Genomic DNA, 9,832 nt, shown 5'->3' with positions numbered 1-9,832 from the left:
CGGGGCGTGCGCCGTCGTGCCGTGCCCCGGCAGCGGGCGCGCCCTCGGGGGGCGTGCGGTCACCACCCGTGCCGCCACCGCCCGTGCCGCCACCGGCTGCTCCCCCGCCTGCCGCGCCGGACACGTCGGACGCGCCGGACACGTCGGACGCGCCGGACGCGCGGTAGCGCTCAAGGAGTTCGGCCTGGCGGTCGACGGCCGCGAGCAGGGGCTGGATGCGCCGCGCGTAGGCGAGGTGGGCCGCGGTGAAGGCGGACCCGGAGCGGCAGATCAGGAAGGAGCGGAACGGCCGTGCGGTGTCCGTCAGCGGCAGGCCGAGGAGGTGGTCCGCGCCGAGGGCGGTCCGCAGCAGCTCCGCGGTCCGGCTGGCGCCCCACTCCTGGTCGCCGAGCACGTCCGCCGCGGTGCGCGGGGTCCGGTCGCCGGTCGTCGCGTAGTGGGCGGCCAGCGGGCAGGCGCTGTGGAGGTGGCGGCGCACCGCTGCGAGGTCCGCTCCGGCGGCGCCGTCCGCACCCCAGGAACGCATGGCGCCCCCGGCGCACTCCGGGCCGTCCCGTCTGAGGAAGAGGAATTCACCGCCGCAGGCCTTCAGTAACTCCGTGACGACCGGGTCCCATAACCGTCGTGGATCCGGTTCCCGTAAGGCCAGGACGGCCAGGTCGAGCATGCGTTCATAGTGGTTCACGGATAAGGCAGCCATATCTGACACGGTCACTCCCCGAAACGTCTTGTCGCACTTCTGCCTCGTCCCCCGGATGTCGATACGCACATTTACCCATACCACTCGGCGCCGAAGTGGGCGAGGGTGGTTCCGCCGACCGGAGAACGAGGCGAGCGCACCGGTCCGCCCGGCGGGCAGTGTGCGCTCCGTACCAGTGAACAGCCCCGTCCACCCGACCGCGCGCCCCGCCGTGACGTGCGGGTACCGGCGGGCGGACACCCTCTCATTTCCCCCGTACGCGTCCTGGCGACCGGACAGGGGAAAACCGCGCAGTTTATGGCCTCCGACCCGTGCCCGGGCGAGGCGCACACCATTCACGTACGTTCCGCGGCGGACCTTTCGAACAGCCGCCCCGGGACGGTCCCGATGGTTCGTCAATTACTTGCGAAGGGAAGTCCCTTGCCTCTTGACCCCGCCGTCGACCGACCCGCCGCGCACAATGAGCGCGGTGTCATCGCCGAGCATTACTACGCCCTTCAGAGCCTGCGCGCCATTGAGGACGCACGCGCCGAGGCCACCGCGGAACCGGTGACTCCGGAAGCGCTGCTCGTCGGGCTCCACCAGTCCGCCGAGATCGCCCTGTACAACCTCACCGACCTCCTCGACCGCGCCGCCGGCCACCTGCGGGCGAGGGACGTCGAGCGCTGCGTCGCCGCCCTGCACTGGGTGCGCAGCTTCCACCGCGTCCTGGTGCGGCTCAGCCTCGCCGCCCTGCGCGTCAGCGGCACCCTGCCCCCCGACACGCCCCGCTGGGAGGTCGCGGCGACCCCCGCCTACGCCGAGTTCGAACCGGCGCTGCGCCGCTTCGACCGGCAACTCGCCGACCTGGCCGCACAGGGCAGCGTCGACGTCGACCGGATCATCGCCGAACGCGGCCTGGAGGACCCCTGGTTCAACGTGCTGCACTGCGTGCGCGTCGCCAACCACGACGCCCGCGTGTGGAGCGCCAACCTCGCCAAGTCCGCCCACCCCGCCCCGGGGGCCGACCCGGCCCGCCTGCTGGCCACCGAGCGGCTGCGGCACGCCGTGCACGAGCACCACCTGACCGGCGACACCTACTTCACCCAGTTCCGCGCCCTGCACCAGATACCGGAACTGCTCGTACGCGAGATCAACGACCGCATCGAGGCGGCCATCCTCCACGCCCGCAAGGGCGACCTCGCCAGGGCCGTGGACATCCTGGACGGCGCCGCCGAGCTGTTCGACCCCGTCGAGGTGTGCCTGCCGCCGATCGTGGACAACCTCAGCACCCACGACTACCACCAGATCCGCGAGAACCTCGGCCTGACCAGCGGCAGCCACTCGGTCAGCATGCGCTTCCACCTCTTCACCGACCTGTTCGAGCAGTTCGGCCAGGAGCTCGCCCGGCTGCGTGACGAAGGCTCCCAGGACCCGTTCCTGCCCCGTCTGGAGCGCCACGGCGTGGGTCTGCGCGTGTTCATCTTCGCCTGGCGCGACATGCACCTGCACCTGCCGCGCAACAACCTCGGCGGCATGGAGACCAAGTCCCTCACCGGCGCCCCGGACGCCATCCGCACCGTGCGCAAGATGCGCGACAACGCCGCCCAGGCCGACCCGACGGCCCGCCCCGGCCACGGCGCCCACATACCGCTGAGCGCCACCGGCAGCCCCCTCGCCGCCTACCTCGACGGACCCGAGTCCACCGACGGGATGCTGCTGGCCGCGACCGGCGCCTCCACCCAGTCCAACTTCCAGGACGTGCAGGAACGCAAGGAGTTCTTCTCCCAGCCCTGCCCCTTCAGCAAGCCGCAGCGCCGCGTCGTCTGACCGGCCCGGCCGCCCGGGGGCCGCCGGACCGTGCCCGGCGGTCCCCGGACCCGCGCTGCGTTAGCGTGGGGGGACATCACGGACACGGTCCGGGACGCGTGCGGGCACGGCGGACCGGGGGCCAGGCACACACTGGAGGAATCGGTGCACGGCGAGTACAAGGTCCCCGGCGGCAAGCTCGTCGTGGTCGATCTGGACGTCGAGGACGGCGTGCTGCGCCACGTGCGGGTGGCCGGGGACTTCTTCCTCGAACCGGACGAGGCGATCCTCGCCGTCGACGCCGCGCTGGAGGGCGCCCCCGCCGACACGGACGCGCCCGGTCTGGCCGCCCGCGTGGAGGCGGCGCTGCCGCCGGGCACGGTCATGTACGGCCTCACGGCGGAGGGCGTCGCGATCGCCGTGCGCCGCGCCCTCGCGCACGCCACGGACTGGACGGACTACGACTGGCAGCTCGTCCACGAGGGCCCGCAGCCGCCCGCGCTGCACATGGCGCTCGACCAGGTGCTCACCGAGGAGGTCGCCGCCGGACGGCGGCCCCCGACGCTGCGCGTGTGGGAGTGGGGCGCCCCCTCGGTGATCATCGGCAGCTTCCAGTCGCTGCGCAACGAGGTGGACCCCGAGGGCGCCGCCCGGCACGGCATCGGCGTGGTGCGGCGGATCTCCGGCGGTGGCGCGATGTTCGTGGAGCCGGGCAACACCATCACGTACTCGCTGTCCGTGCCGGACGCCCTCGTGCAGGGCCTGTCGTTCCAGGACAGCTACGCCTACCTGGACGACTGGGTGCTCGGCGCGCTCGGCGACATGGGCGTCAAGGCCTGGTACCAGCCGCTGAACGACATCGCCACGGACGCCGGGAAGATCGCGGGCGCCGCGCAGAAGCGGATGATCGGCCCGGGCGGCGGCCCGGGCGCGGTCCTGCACCACGTGACCATGGCCTACGACATCGACGCCGACAAGATGCTCGACGTGCTGCGCATCGGCCGCGAGAAGCTCTCCGACAAGGGCACCAAGAGCGCCAAGAAGCGCGTGGACCCGCTGCGCCGCCAGACCGGTCTGCCCCGGGAGGCCGTCATCGAGCGGATGGTCGACTCCTTCCGCGGCCGGTACGGCCTGGCGGAGGGCAAGGTCACCGACGCGGAGCTGGCGCGCGCCCAGGAGCTGGCACGGACGAAGTTCAGCTCGCCGGAGTGGACGGCCCGGGTGCCGTAGGCGCGGTCCCGGTCGGTGCCGGGGGCGCCTTCTGCCACGCGGTGACGCCGATGCGGCCCGTGCTGCCGATGTCGATCCCGCCCTCGGGGGCGATGCTCCCGGCCGGCCCGCCGGGCCGGGGCAGCACCTGGAGGCGCTCGCCCTTGACGGGGTCCTCCGTGGTGTCCGTGTAGGTGTTGCGCCAGACGACCGACACCGTCGCCGAGTCGCCGGTCCGCAGCGCCACGGGGTGCGGCCCGGGGTCCTCCACGGCCGTGGTGACGGCCTGCGTGCCCTTGAGGCTGTGGACGTCGTACGCGGTGCCGTCCTCGCCCAGGACCTGGAGGACCGGGTAGCCGTCCAGCAGGTAGCCGCCCGCGCCGCAGTGCGTGAGCCACACCGTCATCGCGCGCAGCCCCATCGCGCTCTCCACGGGGCCCGCCTCCAGCAGGGTGCCGGTCCTGTCGGTGCAGTCCCGGGTGGGCTGGGACGGCGCGAAGCCGTACCGCGGGGCGCCGTCGTCGACGGAGGGCGCGGGCGACGGGTCGAGCGGGGACGGCACCCCGGCCCCGGCCCCGGCTCCCCGTCCGTCGTCGCTGCCGTGTCGGTCCGCCCGCCCGCAGCCCGTGGCGAGCAGCGCGGCGGCCAGGACGGCGACGGTTCCGAGGGGCCTGTGCGGCAGGAGGGTCACGGCAGGATCATGTCACGCCGGCCGGGCCGCGCCCCCTTCGCGGGGCGGGATCGGGCCGGGGCCGGGAGATCCGGTCAGGGCCGGGATGACCTCCGCCCCGTAGGCGTCGATGACCTGTTCGCGGGCGTCGTGCATGGCGTACAGGGCGAACTGGTCGACGCCGAGGTCCTTCAGCGTCCGCAGCTTGTCGAGGTGCGCGGCGGCCGGGCCGACGAGGCAGAAGCGGTCGACGATCTCGTCGGGCACGAAGGCGGTGTCGGGGTTCCCGGCCCGCCCGTGGTGGCGGTAGTCGTAGCCCTGCCGCTCCTTGACGTACGCGGTGAGGGCCTCGGGGACCTTCCCGGAGTGCTCGCCGTACCGGGCGACCAGGTCGGCGACGTGGTTGCCGACCATGCCGCCGAACCAGCGGCACTGCTCGCGCGCGTGCGCGAGGTCGGCGCTGACGTACGCGGGCGCGGCCACGCAGATCGTGACGGCGGACGGGTCGCGCCCCGCCTCGGCGGCCGCGTCCCGGACGGCCTTGACCATCCACTCGGTCAGATAGGGGTCGGCGAGCTGGAGGATGAACCCGTCGGCCTTGCGCCCGGCGAGCGCGAGCGCCTTCGGGCCGTACGCGGCCATCCACACGGGGAGCCTGCCGTCCTTGACCCAGGGGATGCGCAGGGTCCGCCCGCCGACGTCGGCCTCGCGGCCCTCGGCGAGGTCGCGGATGACGTCGATGGACGCGCCGAGCCGGGCCAGGGTGTCGGGGGTGCGCCCCGCGACGCGCATCGCGGAGTCGCCGCGGCCGATGCCGCACACGGTGCGGTTGCCGAACATGTCGTTGAGCGTCGCGAACGTGGAGGCGGTGACCTCCGGCGTCCGGGTGCTGGGGTTGGTGACCATCGGGCCGACGACCAGGTCCTGGGTGTGCTCCAGGATCTGGCTGTAGATCACGAAGGGTTCCTGCCACAGGACGGCCGAGTCGAAGGTCCAGCCGTAGCGGAAGCCGTTCTGCTCGGCACGCCGCATCAGGCCCACGACTTCGGACGCGGGCGGATCGGTCTGGAGGACGAGTCCGAACTCCACGGGAACCTCCTAGTTCAGGTACTGGCAGGTGGAGCGTGGCGTGTACACGCCGTGTCCGGCCCGGCCGGTGTAGGTGCGGCGGTCGATGACGACCTCGCCGCGCGAGAGGACCGTCTCCACCTGGCCCGTGACGGTCTTTCCCTCGTACGCCGAGTAGTCGACGCTCATGTGGTGCGTCGCGGCGGAGATGGTCTGCTCGGTGTGCGGGTCGTAGACCACGATGTCGGCGTCGGCGCCCGGGGCGATGGTCCCCTTCTTCGGGTAGAGGCCGAACATCCGGGCCGGGGTGGCGCAGGCGATCTCGATCCAGCGGCGGCGGGTGAGGTGGCCGTCGACGACGGCCTGATGCAGGAGGTCCATGCGGTTCTCCACGCCCGGCAGGCCGTTGGGGATCTTCGAGAAGTCGCCACGGCCCAGTTCCTTCTGCCCCTTGAAGCAGAACGGGCAGTGGTCCGTGGACACCACTTGGAGGTCGTCGGTACGCAGCCCGCGCCACAGCGCCGCCTGGTGCTCACGCGGCCTCAGCGGCGTACTGCACACGTACTTGGCTCCCTCGAAGCCCGGCTCGGCGAGGTTGTCGGCGGACAGGAACAGGTACTGCGGACAGGTCTCGCCGAAGACCGGCAGGCCCTGGTCGCGGGCGGCGGTCAGCTCGGCGACGGCTTCCTCGGCCGATACGTGGACGACGTACAGCGGAGCGTCCGCGACCCGGGCGAGCTGGATGGCGCGGTGCGTGGCCTCGGCCTCCAGGAGCGCCTTCCTGACCTCGCCGTGGAAGCGGGGGTCGGTCTCGCCGCGCTGGAGGGCCTGCTCGACCAGGACGTCGATGGCGAGGCCGTTCTCGGCGTGCATCATGACCAGACCGCCGTTGGCCGAGGCGCGCTGCATGGCCCGCAGGATCTGCCCGTCGTCGCTGTAGAAGACGCCCGGGTACGCCATGAACAGCTTGAAGGAGGTGATGCCCTCCTCCACGAGGAGGTCCATCTCCTTCAGCGTCCGCTCGTTGACGTCGGAGAGGATCATGTGGAAGGCGTAGTCGATCGCGCACTTGCCGTCGGCCTTGGCGTACCAGGCGTCCAGGCCCGAGCGCAGCGAGCGGCCCTGGGTCTGCACGGCGAAGTCCACGATGGTGGTGGTGCCGCCCCAGGCGGCGGCCCGGGTGCCGGTCTCGAAGGAGTCGGAGGCGAAGGTGCCGCCGAACGGCAGCTCCATGTGCGTGTGGGCGTCGACGCCGCCCGGAATGACGTACTTCTCGCGCGCGTCGATGACGCGGTCCGCGGTCCACGCCGCGGCGGCCTCGGTGCCGTGCGCGGCGAGCGCGGCGATCCGGCCGTCCTCGACGAGCACGTCGGCGTGGGTCTCTTCGGCGGCGGTGACGACGAGTCCGCCGCGGATCAGGGTGCGGGTCCCCATGGTCGTACGCTCCCTCGGTGTCTCGTGGCTGCGGGGGCCGCGGCCCGTCCGCGCGGACCGCGCGGACGGGCCGCCGGGTCACAGGCTGTGCAGGGCCCGTTCGAGGATCGCCGCGCCCTCCTCGGCCTCGGCGACCGTCAGGGTCAGCGGCGGCGCGATCCGCAGCACGCTGGTGCTGTGGCCGCCGCCCTTGCCGAGCAGCAGGCCGCCCTCGCGGGCCGCCTCCAGGACGGCGGCGGCCGCGTCGGGGGCGGCCTCGTCCGTGCCCGGCCGGACCAGCTCGACGCCGATCATCAGGCCGCGGCCGCGCACCTCGCGGACGGCGGGCAGTTGGGCGCAGATCGCACGCAGCCGCTCGATGAGCAGGCCGCCGACGCGGCGGGCGTTGCCCTGGAGGTCGTGTTCGAGGAGGTAGGTGAGGTTGGCGAGCCCCGCGGCCATGGTCACGGGCGAGCCGCCGAAGGTGGAGATGGAGTTGGCGTCCAGGCAGTTCATGACCTCGGCGCGGCCGACGACGCCGCCGATCGACATGCCGTTGCCGATGCCCTTGGCGAAGGTGAGCAGGTCCGGCGGGCCCGCCTGGGCATGCGCCTGCCAGCCCCAGAAGTGGTCGCCGGTGCGGCCCCAGCCGGTCTGCACCTCGTCGGCGATCCACAGGATGCCGTGCTCGTCCAGGACCTCCCGGAACGCCCCGTACAGGCCGTCGGGCGGTGAGGTGAAGCCGCCGACGCCCTGGACCGGCTCGGCGATCAGCGCGGCGACGCAGCCGCCGGCCTGGCCGAGCATGTCCCGCAGGTCGGTGACGCACGCGGCGGTGAACTCGGCGTCGCCGAGGGCGGCGTAGGGGCCGCGCGTGCGGACGCCGCCGTGGACGTAGAGCGTCTGGAGCGGGGACAGGCTCGTGGGCGACCAGGAGCGGTTGCCGGTGATGCCGACCGTGGCGAAGGAGCGGCCGTGGTAGCTGTTGCGCATCGCCAGGATCTGGTTGGAGCGGCGGTGGGTGGTGGCGAGCAGCAGCGCGGCGTCGTTCGCCTCCGTGCCGGACGCCGTGAAGAAGACGCGCGCGTCGGGGATGCCGGACAGGGCGGCGATCCGCTCGGCGAGGTCCACCATGGGGCGGTTCAGGTACAGCGTGGAGCTGTGGATGAGGCGGCCCGCCTGCTCGGCGACGGCCTTGGTGACCTCCGGCAGGGCGTGCGCGGTCATGGTGGTGAGGATGCCGCCGAAGAAGTCCAGGTAGCGCCGGCCCGTGGCGTCCCACACGTGGCGGCCCTCGCCGTGGGTGAGCTCGACCGGGTCCGCGTAGTAGAGCGCGAGCCAGTCCGGGAGCACGGCCTTGTGCCGCGTGTACAGGTCCGTCACGGCTTGACCAGCCCCTCGTACGCGTCCGGGCGGCGGTCCCGGTAGAACGCCCACTGCTCGCGCACCTGGTCCAGCAGGTCGAAGTCCAGGTCGCGGACGAGCAGTTCCTCCGTCTTGTCGCTCGCCGTTCCGCCGACGAACTGCCCGCGCGGGTCGACGAAGTAGCTCGTGCCGTAGAAGTCGTTGTCGCCGTACTCCTCCTGGCCGACGCGGTTGATCGCGGCGACGAAGTACTCGTTGGCGACTGCCGCGGCGGGCTGTTCGAGCTGCCACAGGTGGGCGGAGAGGCCGCGGGAGGTCGCCGAGGGGTTGTAGACGAGCTGGGCGCCGTTCAGGCCCAACTGGCGCCAGCCCTCGGGGAAGTGGCGGTCGTAGCAGATGTAGACGCCGACGCGGCCGACGGCGGTGTCGAAGACGGGCCAGCCGAGGTTCCCGGGGCGGAAGTAGAACTTCTCCCAGAACCCCTTGACTTGGGGGATGTGGTGCTTGCGGTACTTGCCCAGGTAGCTGCCGTCGGCGTCGATGACGGCGGCCGTGTTGTAGTAGAAGCCGGACTGCTCGACCTCGAAGACGGGCACGACGATCACCATGCCGGTCTCGCGGGCCAGCTCCCGCATGCGGCGCGTGGTGGGTCCGTCCGGCACCGGCTCCGCCCAGCGGTAGTGCTCGTTCTCCTGGACCTGGCAGAAGTACGGGGCGTTGAAGACCTCTTGGAAGCCGATCACCCGGGCGCCCTGCCGGGCGGCCTCGCGGGCGTGCTCCTCATGCTTGGCGATCATGGATTCGGTGTCGCCGGTCCAGGTGGCCTGGACGAGGGCGGCGCGGACGACGTTGGCCATGAGCTGCGCTCCTTCGACAGGACGTCAGAGAGCCTCTACGCCCGTAGACTTGGTGCGTAGACAGACGAACGTAAGCCCCATCGACGGCCTTGCCAAGACCATCGTCGGCACGCGCCGGAGTCGATCATGCTCCGCCACCCGAGCGGGCGCGGAACGGCCGGCTCCGCCGAGCCCGGTGGCGCGCGGTCAGGTGGTGAAGCCCGCGACGCGCAGCGCGTGCACGAGGTCCCAGTGGTGCTCGTCCGACACCGCCTTGGCGGTCTCCAGGAGCAGCGGGAGGAGCCGCTGCGCGTCGGTGTGCGCGCAGGCCGCGACGTCCTCCGCGGTGCGTACGCGTACGTACGCGTCCAGGAGCGCGCGGGCCTCGCGGGCACGGCCCGCGTCGAGGAGCGCCAGCAGCGACTCGGCGATCTCCGGCGCGGGCCGGGCCACGCCCTGGCGCAGCAGCTTGCGGCAGTCCTCGGCGCGGCCCGCGCCCGCGAGCGCGTCGGCGACGGCCACCAGCCGGTCCGGGGGCAGCGACGCGGCCTCCCACAGCAGGGTCGCCCAGTCGGCGGCGAGGCCCGCGTGGTGCAGCTCCTCGGCGAACAGCGGCAGCCGCGCGGCCGGCCACCCGGCCGCCTCGACGAGCACGCCGTGCGCCTCGCCGCCGCGGCCCTGCGCGCGCAGTTGGATGAGGGCCCGCACCGCGTCGGCGGTGGCGCGCTCGTCGTCGGCGCCGGACGCCGGGGCCGGGCGCGGGGGCTCGTCCACGGCCTGGAC

Annotated in this window: 8 protein-coding genes and 1 pseudogene; 2 read left to right on the top strand and 7 right to left on the bottom strand. The window is 72.9% G+C overall.

The window, feature by feature from the left end:
• Nucleotides 1-700, bottom strand: a 700-nt coding sequence (locus tag IE330_RS36275; RefSeq protein ID WP_190140442.1) for a hypothetical protein, incomplete at its 3' end; no start/stop codon positions are given.
• Between the two features lie 420 nt (nucleotides 701-1,120).
• Between IE330_RS36275 and IE330_RS36270 the strand changes: the two genes are divergently transcribed.
• Together IE330_RS36270 and lplAB are read left to right on the top strand one after the other, a co-directional pair.
• Nucleotides 1,121-2,509, top strand: coding sequence for a hypothetical protein (locus IE330_RS36270; RefSeq protein WP_190140441.1), 1,389 nt, complete (start codon nucleotides 1,121-1,123; stop codon nucleotides 2,507-2,509).
• Between the two features lie 144 nt (nucleotides 2,510-2,653).
• On the top strand, nucleotides 2,654-3,718 hold the full coding sequence (gene lplAB, locus IE330_RS36265) for a lipoate-protein ligase LplAB (RefSeq protein WP_190140440.1): 1,065 nt from the start codon (nucleotides 2,654-2,656) through the stop codon (nucleotides 3,716-3,718).
• Here lplAB and IE330_RS36260 read toward each other — a convergent pair.
• The 6 genes and pseudogenes from IE330_RS36260 to IE330_RS36235 form a co-directional block, all read right to left on the bottom strand.
• Nucleotides 3,684-4,388, bottom strand: a complete 705-nt coding sequence (locus IE330_RS36260) for a DUF4232 domain-containing protein (protein WP_190140439.1) — start codon at nucleotides 4,386-4,388, stop codon at nucleotides 3,684-3,686. The genes lplAB and IE330_RS36260 overlap by 35 nt on opposite strands.
• 12 nt (nucleotides 4,389-4,400) lie before the next feature.
• A complete protein-coding gene (locus IE330_RS36255) occupies nucleotides 4,401-5,456 on the bottom strand; it encodes a TIGR03842 family LLM class F420-dependent oxidoreductase (protein ID WP_190140438.1) in 1,056 nt (351 codons plus the stop codon).
• A gap of 9 nt (nucleotides 5,457-5,465) precedes the next feature.
• The gene (hydA, locus tag IE330_RS36250) at nucleotides 5,466-6,869 is read right to left on the bottom strand and encodes a dihydropyrimidinase (RefSeq protein WP_190140437.1); all 1,404 of its coding nucleotides are present in this window, start codon (nucleotides 6,867-6,869) and stop codon (nucleotides 5,466-5,468) included.
• A gap of 78 nt (nucleotides 6,870-6,947) precedes the next feature.
• A complete protein-coding gene (locus tag IE330_RS36245; RefSeq protein WP_190140436.1) occupies nucleotides 6,948-8,231 on the bottom strand; it encodes an aspartate aminotransferase family protein in 1,284 nt (427 codons plus the stop codon).
• Entirely contained in the window at nucleotides 8,228-9,070 is an 843-nt protein-coding gene (locus tag IE330_RS36240) for a nitrilase-related carbon-nitrogen hydrolase (protein ID WP_190140435.1), read from the bottom strand. Before IE330_RS36240 ends, IE330_RS36245 begins: the two co-directional genes overlap by 4 nt.
• A gap of 186 nt (nucleotides 9,071-9,256) precedes the next feature.
• Nucleotides 9,257-9,832, bottom strand: a pseudogene (locus IE330_RS36235) (hypothetical protein); the annotation flags it as partial.

Source organism: Streptomyces longispororuber, assembly GCF_014656095.1.
Classification (GTDB): Bacteria; Actinomycetota; Actinomycetes; order Streptomycetales; family Streptomycetaceae; genus Streptomyces; species Streptomyces longispororuber.
This window is presented reverse-complemented; position numbering and strand designations above follow the sequence as displayed.